We start from the raw sequence: 18792 nt of genomic DNA, 5'->3' as shown, positions 1-18792 counted from the left end.
GGAACCGGTTATCTTAACCCAAGAATGACGAAAGCACAGAAAGTCAGGGTCTGGCAGAAACAAATCGGCCCACCGAGTGGTGGGCCGAAGCTTGGAGAGCAATGCAAAAATAAAGCGTCAGAGAGCGCTATCGCTGCCCTTACTTGCTTTCGCGTTGTCATTGCGCGCCGCGTGCAAACTGTTGAGGTATTCCTCGGTCACATCACCGGTGATGTACTTGCCATCGAAGACCGCGCAATCAAATTCCTTGATCTCATTGTTGCCGTCAGCAGAAGAAATAATCAGGTCTTCCAGGTCCTGGTAAACCAGCCAATCCGCACCAATCTCCTCACACACTTCTTCAGTAGTGCGCTCATGGGCAACCAGCTCGGTCGCCGAAGGCATATCGATACCGTACACATTCGGGTACTTCACCGCGGGTGCCGCAGAAGCGAAGTACACCTTGTTGGCACCGGCATCGCGCGCCATCTGGATAATCTGCTTACAGGTAGTACCGCGCACGATGGAATCATCCACCAACAATACATTCTTGCCGCGGAATTCCAGCTCGATCGGGTTCAGTTTCTGACGCACAGATTTCTTGCGCTGCTTCTGACCCGGCATGATAAAGGTACGGCCGATATAGCGGTTTTTCACCATACCTTCACGGAACTTCACACCCAGGCGATGGGCAACCATCTGGCCGGCGGAGCGGGAGGAGTCCGGAATCGGGATGACCACATCGATATCGTGATCCGGACGCTCGCGCAGGATTTTTTCAGCCAGGTGCTCACCCTGGCGCAGACGCGCTTTGTGTACGGAAATACCGTCCATGATGGAGTCCGGACGGGCGAAGTACACGTGTTCGAAAATACACGGGTTCAGCTGCGGGTTTTCCGCGCACTGTTCGGAGTGCACAGTGCCATCCACTTCGATGTAGATGCACTCACCCGGCGCCACGTCGCGCACCAGGGTGTAACCCAGCACATCCAGCGCCACCGATTCAGAGGCCACCATATACTCGGTGCCCTGCTCGGTTTCACGCTTGCCGTAGACCAGCGGGCGAATACCGTTGGGATCGCGGAAAGCGACCACGCCGTAGCCGACAATCAGCGCCACGCAGGCGTAACCACCGCGAATGCGCTTGTGCACCGCGCGCATGGCAGTGAAGATATCTTCTGCTTTGGGCTGCAGTTTGTGCTGCGCCAGCAGCTCGTGGGCAAACACGTTGAGCAGCACTTCGGAATCGGAGTCGGTGCTGATGTGACGGAGATCCTGCTGATAGATCTCGGCCATCGCCTGCTCTTTATTGGTGAGGTTGCCATTGTGGGCCATGGCGATGCCGTAGGGGGAGTTCACGTAGAACGGTTGCGCCAGGGCCGGGCCGGAACCACCTGCGGTGGGATAGCGCACATGGCCGATGCCGTAGTTGCCCGTCAGGCGCTGCATATGGCGGGCGCGGAAAACATCGCGCACCAGGCCATTGGCTTTTTGCTGATTCAGGCGATCTCCATCACAGGTAAAGATACCCGCGGCATCCTGGCCCCGGTGCTGCAACAGGGTGAGGGCGTCATACAACTGCAGATTGACGTCACTCTTACCGACGATTCCAACAATGCCACACATACTTCAGATAACCCCAGTCATTTAAGACATTTGCAAATGGTTTCAACAATGAACAAAACCATTGTGAAACTAGTTCAAAACGAGAACGGTAAAACCCGGCGCTGCATCCCGCTGCCCAGAGATCAATCCAGTTGCCCTGCGAAGAAGTCCTTGATCGCGCCTGCCGCTTCGCGCGCGCGATCCTCAAATTCGAGAAAATGCGGTATCAACGTCGATTCCTGCCACCAACCGTCTTCGTTCACCGGCGCCAGTGCCGGCGCAAAGATCAGCAGTGCCATCACAATGATGCAGCCGCGGAACAATCCAAACACCATACCCAGCACCCGATCCGTGCCGGAAAGGCCGGTGGCCTCCACAAACGCAGACAGGGTCATATTCAGGCCGGCTCCGGCCAGCAGGGTAAAGATGAACAGGATGGCAAAGGCGGCTATGGCCTGTAATGAGGGCGTATCGACGAGGTTGGAGAGCAGCGGTGCCAGCTGGTCGCGGAACATCATCGCCACCACGAATGCAGCCACCCAGGTGAGCAGCGACAGGACTTCGCGCACGAAGCCTCGGCTCAAGCCGATCAGCGTGGAGATGGCGACAATTGCCAGAATGGTCCAGTCAGCCCAGTTCATTCAACCCTACCTGCTACGCGGCGGCTGCCGCGAAGAGCGCGCATTCTAACGTACCGACCCGGGCCAGTGAAGCCGTTCACGAAATCCAGTGAAATCGAGTGGAAAGCCGCCCGGTGCCGGGCCACAGGATGACCGCCATTTCCCACCGATTCACAGGGATATTCGCCCCTTTTCCAGCCGGAAAAGGCCTGAATGGTAAGGTCACCACAGAAAAGGTCACCGGAGAAAAAGCCACATCAGGCGCGATAGCGCAGGATCAAGGTCTCGGTTTTCAGTAGTTTATCCAGCTTCCGCTTGTCTGACTGAGCGTCCACACGACTGAGCTTGGGCCCGACGAATACCCGCACAAAGCGTCCCTTGGGGGTATCTACTGCGCGGGTATAGGCGCGGAAGCCCGCATCCATCAATTTGCCGCGCATGCGTTCGGCGCTGGCTGACTCTTTATAGGCCGCCACCTGCACCACCCAGCCCTCGGGCAGTCCCTGATCGTCCAGCTGGGTTTCCTCGGCGGGCAACTGCGGTTCGGGTTCGGGTTGCTTTTCAGTCACAGGCTCGGCCTTACGGACCGGCGCAGCGGCAGCCACGGTCTCTTCTGGCGCTACCTTCGATTCCGCTTTCGACGCCGCTTTGGACGCAATAGCCTGAGCGGGCTCCGGTTCCGGCGGTAAAGTGACCGTTTCAGGATCGGGTGCCGGGGCTTTCTGTTCAACAAAATCCGGCTGGAACACCTCATTGACCGGTGGCGCCGCATCAATGCCGTCCACCGGCTGCGGCTCGGCGATCACAATGGGCTTGATATCCGGGGGCGCCGGGATCTGGCTGGTCACATCGATATAGCGCGCCCCTTCACGGTCAAACAGCGTTGGCAGAAAGATCACCGCCAGTGCAGCCAGCACCAGGGCACCCACAATACGCTGCTTGACCCCATCGTTCAGGCGGCGACGACCCGCACTGCGGTTTGCACCATTGTTTCCACCACGGTTTGCGCCCTCGCTACCTCCCCGCCCCCCTCGACTGGAGGCAGATGGCATAAAAGCGTCAGAATCACGATCCCGGCTGGCCATGCGGTTGTTCTCTTGTCCGTTTGCTATGTCGGCTCTTGGGTGAGCTGCAGTACTTCTGCAACGGTAAAGAAAGAACCGAATACAAGCAACCTGTCTCCCGCCGCCAGCGCTGCCGCGGCGCGCTGCAGCTGGCTGGACACAGCCATGCAGGGCGTATTGACCTGTTGGGCAGGAACGCCCCCCGCGGCCAGGCCCGCCAGTAACTGGTCCTCTCCCGCTGCCCGCGGATTATCTGGCAAAAGTGCCGGATACCAGTGATCCACCGCTTCTTTTAAGGGCGCGATCAGTCCGGCCAGATCCTTGTCCGCCATCGCGGCCACCAGCGCCAGGGTACGGCCAGTGACAGAATTGCGCTCGAGCCAGGCGGCAAGATACTCTGCCGCCGCCGGGTTATGGCCTACATCCAGCACCAGGTTTTGGCCCTGCCATTGGAGCGCCTGACAGCGCCCCGGCATGCGCAGATTCTCAAGTACCTCACACACCTGATCGGCCCCCGGCAATTCACCCGCCAGTGCCAGAGCGGTAATCGCCGCAGCAACGCTGGGTGGCGGCAGTTGCAATGCCGGCAGCCCCAGCACCAGTTCCGGTTTGGCATCGAATCGATAATGATTGCCCTGCAGGCTGAACTCGTGGCCGATGTAGTAACTGTCACAGCCAAGCTTACTGGCAATATCCACCACGGAAGCCGGTGGTTGCGGATCGGCACAGACAAACGTTTTGCCCGCTCGCAGGATCCCCGCCTTCTCGCGGCCAATCACCTCCCGGTCACTACCCAGCCAGGCTTCATGATCCACTGCCACACTGGTAATGATGGCGATATCGGCATCTACCAGATTGACCGCATCCAGGCGCCCGCCGAGCCCCACTTCCAGCAGCGCAAACTCCACATCCGCCCGCTTGAACAGCCAGAATGCCGCCAGTGTCGTGAATTCAAAGTAAGTGAGGCTGGTTTCACCGCGCGCCTGCTCCACCGCCTCAAACGCCTCAATCAGCGCGGCGTCGGAAACCTCTTCACCACCGATCCGCACCCGCTCGTTGAAGCGCAGCAAGTGGGGAGAACTGTAGGCGCCAACACTATGGTTGCCCGCCAGCAACAGCGCCTCCATGGACCGCACGCAACTGCCTTTACCATTGGTGCCGGCAACGGTAATCACTCTGCGCGCAGGCACCTGCACACCCAGTGTATGGGCGACAGCGGAAACCCGCGCCAGGCCCAGTTCAATTTCGGTGGGGTGCAATTGTTCCAGGCGAGCCAGCCAGGATTGGAGATCGTGCATGAGATGCCAGAATTTGCTGAAAAGAGGGAGGAATTCTAGTCGGGAAAGAAGGAGAGAACGAGCCCTGCCAGAGCGGCAGGGCCCGGATCAGCGAGGCCGGATCAGTTGTTGCTGAGTTTGCCCAACAGGCGGCTCACCGTATTACGCATATCGTGGCGCGGAATGATCATGTCGATGGCGCCGTGCTCCAGCAGGAATTCCGCACGCTGGAAGCCTTTGGGCAGCTTCTGGCGAATGGTCTGCTCGATAATGTTCGGGCCTGCGAAGCCCGCACGCGCGCCCGGCTCCGCCGCATTGATATCCCCCAGCAGTGCCAGGGACGCGGAAACGCCGCCGTACACCGGGTCGGTCATGATGGAAATGTAAGGCACACCCGCCATACGCAATTTTTCCAGCACCGCCGAAGTCTTCGCCATCTGCATCAGGGAGATCAACGCCTCCTGCATACGTGCGCCACCGGTGGCGGAGAAGCAGACCAGCGGGATATTTTCTTCCAGTGCACGCTGGGCTGCACGGGTGAATTTCTCCCCCACCACATATCCCATGGAGCCGCCGTGGAAGGCAAACTCAAACGCTACCGCAACCAGCGGCTTGCCTTCCAGCAACCCCTGCATGGCGATCAGCGCGTCTTTTTCACCGGTGGCCTTCTGGGCCTGGGTGAGACGATCTTTGTACTTTTTGACGTCCTTGAACTTCAGACGATCCACCGGCTCAACATCGGTGGCCAGCTCTTCGCGGTGCTCGGTATCCAGGAACATATCCAGGCGACGGCGCGCACCGATGCGAAAGTGATGGTCGCACTTGGGGCAAACATCCAGATTCCGCTCCAGCTCCGGCAGGTACAAGGTGGCATCGCACTTGACGCACTTTTTCCAGACACCTTCCGGCACCTTGCTGGCACCGGTACGGCGCTCGGTGCGAATGACCGCGGGAACAATTTTTTCTAACCAGCTCATTCTGCTTCCAAAATTCGTTGTTTGACCGTCTTACGAATTGCGTACTGCCGACATGGCAGGCACCCCGGCAAGTACACCTTGCGGCCCGACAAAGTTTAAGTGACCACTAATTCTGAAACCGCGAATTAAACCACTTTCAAAAGTATTGCTCTTGGCCAGTTAAGCCGCGCATCCGGGCTTTCTGGCCAAACGCCCCTGGCACCTGAATCTACCAGCGAAATCAGGCGTCCAGGGCACTGCGCATTTCGCCGACCAAGACGCCGATACGATCCTTGGCTTCCGCACCGTCGGCGGACGCGCCCACGGCAGAGACCAGCACACTGCCCACAACCGCGCCGTCGCCATCAGCACTCACCGCCTTGGCAGAGGCACCGTCTTTGATCCCGAAGCCAACGCACAGCGGCAGGTCCGTGTGGCGGCGAATTCGGGCCAGGTTATCGCGCACCGAATCCAGGTCCAGGTGTCCGGCACCGGTGACCCCTTTCAAGGATACATAGTAGACAAAGCCACTGGCCAAACGCGTGATTTGCGCGATGCGCTCGTCGCTGGTGGTGGGCGTGAGCAAAAAGATATTGCACAGCTCGCGCGCCTTCAGCAAGTCGTTCAGGGGCCCCGCCTCTTCCGCCGGCAGGTCTACCGTCAGGGCGCCATCGGCACCAGCCTCTTTGAGGCCATCCGCAAACGCTTCCGCACCCATTTTTTCAATGGGATTGGCGTAGCCCATCAGGATCACCGGGGTTTCCGTATCTTTCGCGCGGAATTCTTTTACCAGCGCCAGACATTTGCGCAGCGACGCTTTCTGCTCCAGTGCACGTTCGTGGCCTTTCTGGATAACCGGCCCTTCCGCCATCGGATCGGAAAAAGGGACACCCAGCTCGATCAGGTCCGAGCCGCTGGCCACCAGCTGGTGCATCAGATCCACGGTATTTTCCAGGCCACCATCGCCGGCCACAATGTAAGTCACCAGCGCCTTGCGGCCTTCATCGCGCAGTTTGGCGAAGCGTTTGTCGATTCTGTTGTTCAATGCAGTCACCATCCCGCTCCTTACACTTCAATGCCGTCGATCGCGGCAACGGTGAAGATATCCTTATCGCCACGACCGGAAAGATTCACAACGATGTTCTGTTCCGGCGACATGGTGGCCGCCAACTTCATGCCATAGGCCACCGCGTGGCTGGATTCCAGTGCCGGAATAATGCCTTCTGCGCGGGTCAGTGTACGGAAGGCATTCAGCGCTTCATCGTCGTTGGCGGTGACATATTCCACCCGGCCAATATCTTTCAGCCAGGAATGCTCGGGACCAACGCCCGGATAATCCAGGCCAGCGGAAACCGAGTGGGTCTCGATAATCTGGCCGTCCTCATCTTCCATCAGGTAAGTGCGGTTACCGTGCAGGATTCCCGGCACACCGTCGTTCAGCGGCGCCGCGTGGCGGCCGGTTTCCAGGCCATCACCGCCGGCTTCCACGCCGTACATTTTTACCGACGCATCGTCGAGGAACGGGTGGAACAGGCCGATGGCATTGGAGCCTCCGCCCACACAGGCAACCAGCGCGTCCGGCAACTGCCCGAACTGCTCCAGGCTCTGGCGGCGCGCTTCGCGGCCAATCACGGAGTTGAAATCCCGCACCAGCTGCGGGTATGGGTGCGGGCCGGCCACGGTGCCAATGATGTAGAAGGTATCATCGACATTGGTCACCCAGTCGCGCATGGCTTCATTCATGGCGTCTTTCAGGGTTTTGGAGCCGGACTCTACCGGGATGACTTCCGCCCCCAGCAGTTTCATGCGGTACACATTGGGGGACTGACGCTTAACGTCTTCGGCCCCCATGTAAACGGCACACTTGAGCCCCAATCGCGCCGCGACAGTGGCGGTCGCTACGCCGTGCTGACCGGCACCGGTCTCCGCAATTACCCGGCTCTTGCCGCTGTGCTTGGCCAGCAAAGCCTGGCCTACGGTGTTATTCACCTTGTGGGCGCCGGTGTGATTCAGGTCTTCCCGCTTGAGCCAGATGCGCGCGCCACCTGCGGCAGCGGTCAGGCGCTCCGCGAGATACAGTGGCGATGGACGCCCCACATAGTGGGCCAGATCGTAATCAAATGCCGCCTGGAAATCGGGGTCGCCTTTCAGGCGCTGATACATTTCCTGGAGCTCATCCAGGGCACTGATCAACGTCTCGGACACAAAGCGTCCACCAAACTCCCCGAAATGACCACGGGCATCCGGGTAGGCCCCGTAATCGATGGGCGATGTGGATTTAGTCACTGCTCAAACTCCTTGTGTAAATTCTGTGTAGCGGCCGCAGACCTGGCCGCGCGGATAAACGCGCGTACTTTGCGGGCATCTTTTTTTCCTGGTGCCTCTTCGACACCACCACTAACATCGACGGCATCCGGGCCGGCACTGAGAATCGCCTGTGCCACGTTATCCGGATTCAGACCACCCGCGAGAATGATCGGGCGACCACTATTTTGCGGCACCCGTTGCCAGTCGAAGGTATCTCCGGTACCGCCGGGCACCCCCTTGCGGTAGGCATCCAGCAAAATACCCCGGGCATCCGGGTAGGCGGCCATGGCCTCCACCGGATCCAGTTCCGGTTTCATCCTCAACGCCTTGATATAGGGGCGGCGAAACTGGCGACAGTATGGTGCCGTTTCATCACCGTGGAACTGCAGCAGATTCAGTGGCACCTGCTCCAGCACCTGCTCCAGTTGCTGCGGGTGGGCATCCACGAAAAGCCCGGTCAACACCACAAAGGGCGACACGGCGCGGGCGATTTCTGCCGCTTGATCGAGGGAAACATTGCGGGGGCTCGGCGGATAAAACACCAGGCCCAGTGCATCTGCGCCAGCATCTACCGCCAACAGAGCGTCTTCGACACAGGTAATCCCGCAGATTTTTACGCGCATAATCCATACACCGCTGAAGCTGCCAGGCGGGCCAGCCCCCAATCACAGAGGAACCGCCATCAATCCCGGGGCGCCGGCAGCAGAGAAATTTGGAGAGCCCGCGATACTAGCAGATTGGGGAATCTGGCGAAACGCGAGAGTCATGCTGCAGGGCATTCACAAGAGACCCTCACAAGAAGCTCTTACGAATGACCGATAGAGCCCAGGGGTTTCGGTACCAGTAGTGGCCCGGGCAGCACCGCAGGCAATACAAACTCATCGGGATATTGCACATCCACCAGATAGAGCCCGAAAGGCGGGGCGGTTACCCCGGCTGCGGTGCGATCCCGCGCTTCCAATACTTCCCGAACCCAGTCCGGGTCGCGATCGCCGCGCCCCACCGCCATCAGCACACCGGTGATATTGCGCACCATATGGTGCAGAAACGCCGTAGCGCTGACCTCCAGCACAATCAGCTGGCCAACCAGGCCAATATCCAGCCGGGTAAGACGGCGCACCGGCGATTTCGCCTGGCACTGGGCCGCGCGAAAGCTGCTGAAGTCATGCTCGCCAATAAGATGCCGGGCACCTTCGCGCATTGCCGCCATATCCAACTTGCGCTCTGTCCAGGTCACCTCGCTCGACGCCTGTGCCGAACGTGTAGGCGCACTGTGAATCAGGTAGCGATAAGTGCGGTTACGGGCAGAAAAGCGCGCGTGAAACTGGGGCGGCATCTCTTGCGCCCAGTGCACCCGCACATCAAACGGCATCTGGGTATTCACCCCCTGGATCCAGGCCTTGGTGGGACGCACCGCACGGGTATCAAAATGAATAACCTGGCCGGTAGCGTGCACCCCGGCGTCTGTGCGCCCGGCACACACCAGGGTGATGTCTTCCGCCGCGACTTTGGACAGCGCCTTTTCCAGGATTTCCTGCACCGTCTGCGTATCGTGTTTCTGCTTCTGGAACCCCCGCAAGCGGGTACCGCAGTACTCCACGCCCAGAGCAATACGCCGCAGCCCCTCCGGTAAGGACTCTCCCGGAGGCACTTCGCCATTGGGTTTGTAGTGGTAAATTTTGTTCATCATTCCGCGGAATTTTACACCGCCTTCAACAGCGATACTCGCCCAGAAAGACGGTCATCCAGAAAAGAAAGACCCCGCTGGAAGCGGGGTCAAAGTGTTGTTGCTCTGGGCCAGCGAACTGAATGATCAGCTCATGCGCGCCAACATGTCCTTGGCGCGCTGCTGGTGTTCACCGGCAGCCTCTTCGACCACCTCACCCAAAATTTCACGGGCACCTTCTTTGTCGCCCATATCCAGGTAGGCCTGAGCCAGCTCCAGCTTGGTGCTGACCTCATCACTGCCTTCCAGCAGGTTCAGCTCAGAGTCCAGATCGCTTTCCAGATTGAAGCCGAGGTCGCTCAGCTCTGCATCATCCGCAGCCGGTTTGGCGGGAGCCTGTGCAGGAGCTTTCACAACCGACTGCTCTTCAGCAATCGCCAGATCCCCTTCCAGCTCAAACTCACCAGAGGCGGACTCGCCAGAAGCAACCAAATCGTCGCCACCGAGGTCCAGATCGCCAAGATCGATGCTATCGAGATCCAGGCCATCCAGGTCATCACCAAAACTGTCCAGATCATCGAGATCGCTGGCATCACCAGCTTGCGCGCTAGCGGATGCATCATCCAGCTCCGCCGCATCATCCATCGGCGTCAAATCCAGGTCGAACTCAAGCCCACCTTCTGCAACTTCCGCACTGGCAGATGCCGCCGGCTGCGCTTCCGTTGCTTCAGCAGCCACCTCGAAGCTGGACTCCAGGTCCAGGTCGTCCAGGCTATCCAGGTCCAGCTCCCCGTCGACGACCATGTCGTCGAGATCAAAGCTGTCGCTTTCAGAATCTGCCGCAGTCACGTCACTCTGCGCCGCATCGGCCACCGGGTCTGCATCCCACTGGGTATCCAGCTCCAGATCCAGAGTAAGCTCCGAATCGCCGCTGGCTTCTTCCGGGGATTCAGTAAACGAGTCGTCGAGAGACTCGAAGGTGAATCCATCGTCCGAAGGCAATTCCCCCACGTTTTCCAGCTCGCCGCTCAACTCACTGTCGAGGTCATCCGCGAGATCCAGATCCAGGGAGAAGTCATCATTCTCGGACGACGCTTCGGCCAGGGACTCTTGCGCAGGCAATTGCGTGGTGTCGTCGTCCAGGTCGAGAGACAGATCGTCCAGCAGGCCAAAATCGTCGTCGGCATCTGTTTCCGCAGCGGTGCCAGCCTCGGGTTTACTGCCAGAGAATTCATCCAGATCGTCGAAGCTCGCTTCGATGTCAAAATCAGCACCCATGTCGTCGAGCTGGGCCGCTTCCAGGGATTCACTGGAAAAATCGGTTTCCGGCGCTTCAAACGGACCAATGCCGGCAATGGTTTCCCGCAGGCGTGCCGCACGATCCGCGGCCGGGCCATCACTGTAACCCAGCAATTGACGATACTGATCGTCGAAGCGATCAGCGCTCTGCTGGTGTGCATAAACTTCCAGCAACATCAGGCGCGCGTCGACATTGGCGGGCGCGGCGGCCAGGCCAGCCTGCAGCTTGGCTTCGGCTTCCTGATACTGTCCCAGCGACAGGTGAATTTCTGCCTCGGCCACCGGATCATCGGTTTCCACTTCACCCAGCTGATCGAGATCGAAACCATCACTGGCTTCCAGCTCTTCCACGGCAGCCAGATTGTCATCCTCAATCGCCGGCTCAGGCGCTTCCGCCAGCGCACGCTCCGCGGCCATCTCCGCTTCCACCTGGCGAATAGCTTCCTCTTCTTCCTTGCGACGACGCCAGGTAAAGAAGCCAAACAGACCCACCAGCAGTGCACCGGCACCAATGCCGATCAGCTGAATGTTGTCCATCAGGCGCTCAACCAGTGTCGGCTCGGAAGCCGTCTGAACGACCACGCGGTTGCGCGCATCGTCGTCTTCTGAAGCGGTATCGGCAGCTTCCGGCTCTGCCGCAACGACCGGCTCACCGCCCACGGTTTCAGCGTCGGTCTGTGTCAGCTCGTCGCTGTTCAGTTCATCCGCGGCGGAGTCCTGGTTGTCGCCGTTCTGCTCGGAGGCAAAGGCGCCCTCTTCAACAGGTTCAAACTCGCTCTCTGCAGTCTCGGCAGACTGTTCAGCGGCCGCCTGCACCGCCTGCATTTCCTCATTGGAAACTTCTACCAGGCGCTCCATGGTATCGATCTGCTCATTGAGCTCGCCGATACGCTCCTGCAATTCGGTATTTTCCAGACGGGACTTGTCGAGCTCCTCTTCAGAAACGGCAAGCTCACCTTCCAGGGCATCACTTTCGCTGCTACCGCTGCCGGAACCGGACAACACGGACTCGTTGTCACCCGGAGCCGCCAGGGAGACCCGCCCTTCAAGCACATCGCTCTCAACGGTTTCTTCCACCGCCGCGCGACCATCCAGTGGCGCACCGGTAACTTCACTATCGACAGTGCCTACCCGCTCGCGCCAGGCGTCGTTCTGGGTCGCCACCTGAGAAACCGCTTCGGTCAGGGTCAGATTGCGCACTTCTTCTGCGGTCGGCAGGCGCAATACCGAGCCTTTCTTCAGCAGGTTGATATTGTTGTTGATAAAGGCCTCAGGGTTGAGGCGCTGGATCGCCAGCATGGTCTGCTGCACAGACAGCTCGCGAGTCTCGCGGCTATCGCGCGCGATTTCCCACAGGGTCTTGTTCGCCTCAACCGGGCCGTACACCCGGCTGCCGGAATCCGCTGCAGTTTCGACCTGCGGCTCGGCATACTGGGTTGCCGGTTCTTCGTAGACCGGCGCCTGAGGCTCATCGGCAGTCGTGTCCAGGGACTCAACAGGTTCCGCTGGCAGCTCAGCCGGTGCCTGTACCGGCTCTGGCGTGCGCTGAATCGTGGGCTGTAGCGGTTTCTGCACCGGCGCTTCGCGGCGTACTTGCTGACGCTCGCGCTCGGCAGCCTGTACCGGCTGGGATGCGGTATTGGTGGAGAAGGCCGGCAGATCCATCAGCAAGGTGTATTCCCGCAGCAAACGGCCACTGGGCCAGCGGGTCTCTACCAGGAAATTCAGAAAAGGTTCGCGCATCGGTGTGCGGCTGGAAATACGGACAACCGGCTGACCACTGGAGTAATCGACGTCAAAGCTCAGATCGTCCAGCGAATAGGTACGCTCTACACCCGCGCGCTCAAAGTCTTCGGCATTGGCCAGGCGGACCTTGATTTCGCTCTCGCCCAGACCACGGGTCTGCAGCAGTTTGATTTCCGCATTGAGAGGCTGATTGAGGGTGGAGTTCAGTTTGATCTCACCCAGGCCGAGTGCCAGAGCCCCGTTGCCACCCAGTGCGCTGACCAGACCAACCGCAAGTGCCAGCTTTTGCACACGCATATCCGATTCCCTTTATTGTTAGAATCACGCCAGAATCTGTACAAAAATCAGCCAACAGCCAAACAACAGAAACCAGCTCGTGCAGCTTTCTGCACAATAATTATTCAAAAGAACCGGTGCTAGACACCAGGCTCTACTCTCCGGCGAAACTTTCCAGCAAAAAAGCCAACGAAAGAGTCGCCCCCCGAAAAAAGCGAAACCAATCCCGATTTCTCACACTTTTCACTGTCCGTGCCCCCAGACAGTGCCGTGCCCACGTGTGGGCAAAGTTAATGAGAAACCTTCAGAAAGGCCGCTAAGTATTAAATATCAATGGGTTTTTAGCAACAAGTGGACAATCTGTACACAGTTAATTGCCACGTCTTTGCGCAGATTGTCGGATACAGCACAAAAATTGACCTGCTTGGGGCTGATCAGGCCCGAGCGCAGGCGGCCTATCAATGTATTCTCGCTTCCCACGGCATCCTGCGCCGAGGGGCGGTCGCGCATTTCCAGGCGCGCGCCATTTTTCAACAATCCGCGCACCACCTCCAAGCTTGCAGGCTCTTTCAGCTGCACGCACAAATTGGCCAGCTGACCGTGAAATACCGAGGCGGTATTTACCGTGGCATCCAGGGCAACGTCATCGCCCAGCAAGCGACGCAGTTCCAGCACCAGCGCCAGCTCACTGAAGTTGTGACCGCTGTCCAGCAGCGCCTCGGCGGAGCTAAGGTGATTGAACGCCAGTCGTTGCCCGGTCGCCTCATCCACCTCCGGCTCCTGGCCATTGAACAGGCGCGCGGTCTGCGCAGCGGCCGCATCCACACTGCTTTTACCCAGCGCAGATACCGGCTGATTCAGAATCACCTCCACCGACTGCAGCTGTGATGCCAGCGGAAACAGCGCTTCGGCGACCATCGCCGCACCGGCACCCGGCACAGCGATCACTTTGCGATCCAGACTCTGCAGTACAGCCGGATTCAACAGCGGGTGGATCAGTTCAACACTCTCATCGCCGCGGCTGATGCCCGCCGCATCCACCACCCAGGCGCCGGCCAGTTCTGCCCGGGCCATGGCCGCCTCAGCGGTTTCCCCGGTTTCCAGCACCAGCAGCACCTGGTTTTCGGCAAACGCGAAATCTTTGAGCGACTGCACCGCAATACTGCGGTTGGCAAATACCTGCGGATCCACATCCGCCTCATCGGCTGACAACAGTTTCAGCTGCCCGGCGGTAATCGTTTCGCGCTCCTCCAGAATTTCCAGCAGGGCATTAAACGCCGCACTGCCAACACCAACGATCACCAGTTCCCGGGTGGACTCTGTCATATCTGAACTCTTGTCTGTACGTCTGAGCGAATTTGCGCACTTGCCGGTCACTTCGACCATTAATGCAACAGTAAAAAATGCGGGGCGATTATACTCGCGCGGAAGGCGGGGGGAAGCCGCCCCGGGAGATGGGGCGGCGAAATGGGCAATTTTGCGATCTATTTTGCGATCTGCAAGACCTTACAGCTTGCCTAACAGGATCAGCAGCACGCGACGCAGCGGCTCCGCAGCACCCCACAGCAGCTGATCGCCCACGGTGAAGGCGTTCAGGTACTCGCCACCCATGCTCAACTTGCGCAGGCGACCTACCGGAATATCCAGCTTGCCAGTCACCGCGGTCGGGGTCAGCTCTTTCAGAGTCACTTCGCGGTCGTTGGGCACAACCTTCACCCAGTCGTTGGCAGAGCCAATCAGCTGTTCGATTTCTGCCAGCGGCAGATCTTTCTTCAGCTTCACGGTAAACGCCTGGCTGTGGCAGCGCATGGCGCCAATTCGTACGCAGGTGCCATCTACCGGTACAGTAGCGCTGGTACCGAGGATCTTGTTGGCTTCCACCTGGGCCTTCCACTCTTCGCGGCTCTGGCCGGATTCCAGCTGGGTGTCGATCCAGGGCAGCAGGCTGCCGGCCAATGGCGCACCAAACTCGGAGGTCGGGAAATCGCCACTGCGCATGTTCTCAACCACTTTGCGGTCGATATCCAGAATCGCACTGGCGGGATCCGCCAGTTCAGGCGCGACGCCGTCGCGAATACTGCCCATCTGGGAAATCAGCTCGCGCATATTCTTGGCACCGGCACCACTGGCCGCCTGATAGGTCATGGCGGTTACCCACTCCACCAGACCGGCCTTGAACAGGCCGCCGAGGCCCATCAGCATCAGGCTCACGGTGCAGTTGCCGCCGATGTAATTTTTCACGCCGGATTCGATACCCTGATCAATCACATCGCGGTTCACCGGATCCAGCACGATGATAGCGTCGTCCTGCATACGCAGGCTGGAAGCCGCATCAATCCAGTAGCCGTTCCAGCCTTTTTCGCGCAGCTTGCCGAATACCTCTTTGGTGTAATCACCACCCTGGCAGCTGACGATAGCGTCCAGCTCTGCCAGCGCGTCCAGGTCGTAGGCGTCTTTGAGAGGCGCCACTTCTTTACCAATCTCCGGCGCCTTACCACCAGCATTGGATGTGGAGAAAAATACCGGCTCAGCGATATGCGCGAAGTCGTTTTCTTCCAGCATGCGGCCCATCAATACGGAGCCGACCATACCGCGCCAGCCTACGAATCCTACCTTGTTCATTGCATTACCCTGTTGAATCAATCAGTTGTTTCTGGATCCCCGCGCGCTTGTCGCGCGGGGAAGACGGCGGAGCGGCTTGCGAAATTAGAAAGCGGCCACCACAGCTGCGCCCATTTCCGCGGTGGAGACTTTTTTACAGCCATCGGTGTAAATGTCCGCGGTGCGCAGTCCCTGATCCAGAACCTTGCTCACTGCCGCCTCGATGGCATCGGCCGCTTCACCCATATCCAGCGAGTAACGCAGCATCATGGCGGCAGACAAAATCGTCGCCAGCGGGTTGGCAATGCCCTGCCCGGCGATATCCGGTGCACTGCCGTGACACGGCTCATACAGGCCAAAGCCAGTTTCGTTCATGGAGGCCGACGGCAGCATGCCGATGGAACCGGTCAGCATGGCGGCGGCGTCGGACAGGATATCGCCGAACATATTGCCGGTTACCATCACGTCAAACTGCTTGGGTGCACGCACCAGCTGCATGGCTGCGTTGTCCACATACATGTGGGACAGCTCCACGTCCGGGTATTCCGGCGCCAGGCGATCCAGTACTTCGCGCCACAGCACCGTAACTTCCAGTACGTTGGCCTTGTCTACAGAGCACAGCTTGCCGCCGCGCTTTTGCGCCGCTTCAAATGCGGTGCGGGCAATACGCTCGATCTCTGACTCTTTATAGACGTAGGTGTTATAGCCCTGCTTCTCGCCATTCTCGAGTGTTTTGATGCCGCGGGGCTCACCGAAATAAATACCACCGGTGAGTTCGCGCACAATCAGGATATCCAGGCCGGACACCACTTCCGGCTTCAGCGAAGAGGCATCTGCCAGCTGCGGATAAAGGATAGCCGGACGCAGGTTGGCGTAGAGGCCGAGACCGCTGCGAATTTTCAGCAGGCCTTTTTCCGGGCGGATGGCGCGATCCAGGGTATCCCACTTGGGACCACCCACCGCGCCCAGTAGTACGGCATCGCACTCACCGGCCTTGGCCAGCTCGGCATCGGTCAGCGGCTCGCCGTGGGCATCGATAGAGGCACCGCCGATCAGGCCTTCCGTGAACGCAAGGCCCAAGCCAAATTTTTCATCAACGGTTTTCAGTACCGCAACCGCCTGCTCGACAATTTCCGGGCCAATACCATCGCCCGGCAGAATCATGATTTTCTTGCTCATTGTTTTTCCAATTATTCTGTTGGCCTAGTACTGCTTGCTCAGCAATTACTTTACGGCATCAAACAACCAGGGCGCCTGCTCGCGACGCTTGGCTTCATAGGCACGGATATCATCTGCGTCTTCCAGCGTCAGGCCGATGTCATCAAGGCCGTTTAACAGGCAGTGCTTGCGGAAGGTATCCACTTCAAACGCATGAGTTTCGCCATTGGGCTTGATCACCACCTGCGCTTCCAGGTCTACGGTCAGCTCGTACCCCTCTTCCGCGTACATTTCCTGGAACAACTGTTCGACAATTTCTTCTTCCAGAACGATCGGTAAAAGGCCGTTCTTGAAGCAGTTGTTAAAGAAAATATCGGCAAAGCTCGGCGCAATGACGACGCGGAAGCCGTGATCATCCAGTGCCCAGGGCGCGTGTTCGCGGCTGGAACCACAACCGAAGTTCTTGCGCGCAAGCAGTACTGAAGCCCCCTGGTAACGGGGGTGGTTCAGCGGAAAATCCGGGTTCAGCGGGCGCTTGCTGTGATCCTGCCCAGGCTGGCCCTCGTCCAGATAGCGCAGCTCATCAAACAGGTTCGGACCAAATCCGGACCGCTTGATGGACTTCAGGAACTGCTTGGGAATAATCAGATCCGTATCCACATTGGCGCGGTCCATCGGGGCGGCAACGCCTTTATGCTGGGTAAAAGCTTTCATCAGCTCGCCTCCTTTTGAAATTCACGTACATCCACAAAATGGCCGGCAATGGCCGCTGCCGCCGCCATACTCGGGCTCACCAGGTGGGTGCGGCCACCATAGCCCTGACGACCTTCAAAGTTGCGGTTGGAAGTGGAGGCGCAGTGCTCTCCGGCACCCAGCTTGTCCGCATTCATAGCCAGACACATGGAGCAGGAAGGCTCGCGCCATTCGAAGCCCGCTTCGACAAACACTTTATCCAGCCCTTCTTTCTCGGCCTGCGCCTTCACTGACTGTGAACCGGGGACTACCAGCACCTGTTTTACGCTATCGGCTTTCTTGTGCCCCTTGGCCACCGCGGCCGCCGCGCGCAGGTCTTCGATACGGGAGTTGGTGCAGGAACCGATAAAGACCCGGTCCAGATTGATATCGGTGATCTTCTGGCCAGCAGTCAGTCCCATATACTCCAGCGCGCGCTCGATACCGGCCTTTTTGGTGGCATCGCTCTCGTCTGTCGGGCTCGGTACCACTGCGCTCACCGGCACAACCATTTCCGGAGAAGTACCCCAGCTCACCTGCGGCTCGATTTCTTCCGCTTTCAGCTCAACGACCGCATCGAAATGCGCGCCGTCGTCGGAATGCAAACGGCTCCAGCTCGCCACCGCCATGTCCCACTGCTCCCCCTTGGGTGCATAGGGCTTGCCTTTCACATAGTCCAGAGTGACCTGATCCACCGCTACCATGCCCGCGCGGGCGCCAGCTTCGATGGCCATATTGCAGATGGTCATGCGGCCTTCCATGGACAGACTGCGGATTGCAGAACCGCCAAACTCGATGGCGTAACCGGTGCCACCGGCGGTACCGATCTTGCCGATGATCGCCAGCACGACGTCTTTCGCGGTCACGCCTGGGCCGAGTTCACCGTCCACGCGCACCAGCATATTTTTCATTTTCTTCTGAATCAGGCACTGGGTGGCCATCACGTGCTCCACCTCGGATGTGCCGATGCCGTGGGCCAGTGCACCCAGAGCGCCGTGGGTAGACGTGTGGGAATCGCCACACACAACGGTCATACCCGGCAGGGTCACACCGGTCTCCGGCCCGATCACATGCACAATGCCCTGGCCGGGGTCGTTGATACCAAATTCAACGATACCGAAGTCCTTGCAGTTCTCATCCAGGGTCTTCACCTGGATCCGGGAAACCTCATCCTGGATACCTTCAATACCACCCGCGCGCTCTGCGGCATCCGACGGCACATTGTGGTCCGGCGTTGCCACCACGGAATCGGTACGCCAGGGCTTGCGACCAGCCAGGCGTAGTCCTTCGAAGGCCTGGGGCGAGGTCACTTCGTGAATCAGGTGGCGGTCGATATAAATCAGTGCAGTGCCGTCGTCGCGGCTTTTTACCAGGTGGTCTTGCCAGAGTTTGTCGTAAAGCGTCTGTTTTTTATGCTCTTCTTGGCCCATTGCCCCATCTCCTCTATGGATAACATGCGGAAGTCTAGGGGGGGCATTGAATAACATCAATTTATATTTATTATAT

General features: G+C 58.9%; 15 protein-coding genes. All 15 read right to left on the bottom strand.

Features of this window, described 5'->3' with window-relative positions:
- Positions 1-117: 117 nt before the first annotated feature.
- The 15 genes from purF to leuC all read right to left on the bottom strand — a co-directional run bounded on the left by purF (position 118) and on the right by leuC (position 18716).
- A complete protein-coding gene (gene purF / locus GRX76_RS08715; RefSeq protein WP_160152959.1) occupies positions 118-1605 on the bottom strand; it encodes an amidophosphoribosyltransferase in 1488 nt (495 codons plus the stop codon).
- 122 nt (positions 1606-1727) lie between these two features.
- Positions 1728-2225, bottom strand: coding sequence for a CvpA family protein (locus GRX76_RS08710; RefSeq protein ID WP_160152958.1), 498 nt, complete (start codon positions 2223-2225; stop codon positions 1728-1730).
- A gap of 236 nt (positions 2226-2461) precedes the next feature.
- Positions 2462-3289, bottom strand: coding sequence for an SPOR domain-containing protein (locus GRX76_RS08705; RefSeq protein WP_160152957.1), 828 nt, complete (start codon positions 3287-3289; stop codon positions 2462-2464).
- 23 nt (positions 3290-3312) lie between these two features.
- Positions 3313-4566 carry a bifunctional tetrahydrofolate synthase/dihydrofolate synthase gene (gene folC / locus GRX76_RS08700; protein ID WP_160152956.1) on the bottom strand — a complete coding sequence of 418 codons (1254 nt, stop codon included), beginning with the start codon at positions 4564-4566 and terminating at the stop codon, positions 3313-3315.
- 101 nt (positions 4567-4667) lie between these two features.
- On the bottom strand, positions 4668-5522 hold the full coding sequence (gene accD, locus GRX76_RS08695) for an acetyl-CoA carboxylase, carboxyltransferase subunit beta (protein ID WP_160152955.1): 855 nt from the start codon (positions 5520-5522) through the stop codon (positions 4668-4670).
- A gap of 220 nt (positions 5523-5742) precedes the next feature.
- The gene (gene trpA / locus GRX76_RS08690) at positions 5743-6558 is read right to left on the bottom strand and encodes a tryptophan synthase subunit alpha (RefSeq protein WP_160152954.1); all 816 of its coding nucleotides are present in this window, start codon (positions 6556-6558) and stop codon (positions 5743-5745) included.
- Positions 6559-6566: 8 nt separating this feature from the next.
- Positions 6567-7787, bottom strand: a complete 1221-nt coding sequence (gene trpB / locus GRX76_RS08685) for a tryptophan synthase subunit beta (protein ID WP_160152953.1) — start codon at positions 7785-7787, stop codon at positions 6567-6569.
- Complete coding sequence (locus GRX76_RS08680; RefSeq protein ID WP_160152952.1) at positions 7784-8431, bottom strand: phosphoribosylanthranilate isomerase; 648 nt, start codon at positions 8429-8431, stop codon at positions 7784-7786. The genes trpB and GRX76_RS08680 overlap by 4 nt, the downstream gene beginning before the upstream one ends.
- A 182-nt stretch (positions 8432-8613) precedes the next feature.
- Complete coding sequence (truA, locus tag GRX76_RS08675) at positions 8614-9498, bottom strand: tRNA pseudouridine(38-40) synthase TruA (protein ID WP_160152951.1); 885 nt, start codon at positions 9496-9498, stop codon at positions 8614-8616.
- Between the two features lie 123 nt (positions 9499-9621).
- The gene (locus GRX76_RS08670; protein ID WP_160152950.1) at positions 9622-12816 is read right to left on the bottom strand and encodes a FimV/HubP family polar landmark protein; all 3195 of its coding nucleotides are present in this window, start codon (positions 12814-12816) and stop codon (positions 9622-9624) included.
- Positions 12817-13125: 309 nt separating this feature from the next.
- On the bottom strand, positions 13126-14121 hold the full coding sequence (locus GRX76_RS08665; protein WP_160152949.1) for an Asd/ArgC dimerization domain-containing protein: 996 nt from the start codon (positions 14119-14121) through the stop codon (positions 13126-13128).
- Between the two features lie 180 nt (positions 14122-14301).
- Entirely contained in the window at positions 14302-15417 is a 1116-nt protein-coding gene (gene asd / locus GRX76_RS08660; RefSeq protein WP_160152948.1) for an aspartate-semialdehyde dehydrogenase, read from the bottom strand.
- Between the two features lie 84 nt (positions 15418-15501).
- Positions 15502-16575 (bottom strand): 3-isopropylmalate dehydrogenase, encoded by a 1074-nt coding sequence (leuB, locus tag GRX76_RS08655; protein WP_160152947.1) that lies wholly within the window; start codon positions 16573-16575, stop codon positions 15502-15504.
- 45 nt (positions 16576-16620) lie between these two features.
- Positions 16621-17268 (bottom strand): 3-isopropylmalate dehydratase small subunit, encoded by a 648-nt coding sequence (gene leuD / locus GRX76_RS08650; RefSeq protein WP_160152946.1) that lies wholly within the window; start codon positions 17266-17268, stop codon positions 16621-16623.
- The gene (gene leuC, locus GRX76_RS08645; RefSeq protein ID WP_160152945.1) at positions 17268-18716 is read right to left on the bottom strand and encodes a 3-isopropylmalate dehydratase large subunit; all 1449 of its coding nucleotides are present in this window, start codon (positions 18714-18716) and stop codon (positions 17268-17270) included. The genes leuD and leuC overlap by 1 nt, the downstream gene beginning before the upstream one ends.
- Between the last annotated feature and the right edge of the window lie 76 nt (positions 18717-18792).

The organism is Microbulbifer sp. ALW1, from assembly GCF_009903625.1.
Lineage (GTDB): Bacteria > Pseudomonadota > Gammaproteobacteria > Pseudomonadales > Cellvibrionaceae > Microbulbifer.
Note: the sequence above shows the minus strand (reverse complement) of the source record. Positions and strands in the feature narration are given on the sequence as shown.